General features: G+C 79.0%; 1 protein-coding gene. It reads right to left on the reverse strand.

The genetic code is table 11. The features are described from left to right. The coding region (locus GXW71_RS34630; RefSeq protein WP_211858633.1) for a hypothetical protein at positions 1-525 on the reverse strand (525 nt) is incomplete at both ends.

Raw genomic sequence — 525 nt, forward strand, 5'->3', positions numbered from 1 at the left:
GGCCCGCGGCATCGGCAGGGGCGGCGCGGGCGGCGTGCCCGGCGGCGTCGCCGGGGGGAGCGGCCGCGGCATCGCCAGGTGGCTCACCGCCACGCGGCGGCCGGTGGTGACATCGGTGGTCAGCAGCATCAGCGCCGGCACATCCCCCGCCGGGCCCTGCCAGACCGCGCGGAAGGCCTGCTCGTCGAGCTCCCGCCCGGTGCGGCGGTGCCAGGCGCGCTCGATCGCGCGTTCCAGGAAGCGGCTGCGGTCGGTGACGTCGCCGAAGGGCCGCCGCACATGGTCATCCCAGGCCCGCCGCAGCGCGCCCTCGGGCAGCAGGCGCCCGAGATCGGCCGGCAGCAGCCGGGCGACCAGGTCGGGCAGCAACAGCCCGCGCACCAACGGCGACAGCAGGTCCGCGTGCAGGGCCTGGCTGGCATCGGCATCAGCGCCGATTGCGGTCGCGGCCACCGGCCGGATGCGGCTCGACATCTCGCAGGCGTCGGGCGGCGGCGGCGGCGCGGCGCGCGGCCCGGCGAGCGG

The sequence above is a fragment of the Plastoroseomonas hellenica genome (genome assembly GCF_018129085.1).
GTDB classification, from domain to species: Bacteria; Pseudomonadota; Alphaproteobacteria; order Acetobacterales; family Acetobacteraceae; genus Plastoroseomonas; species Plastoroseomonas hellenica.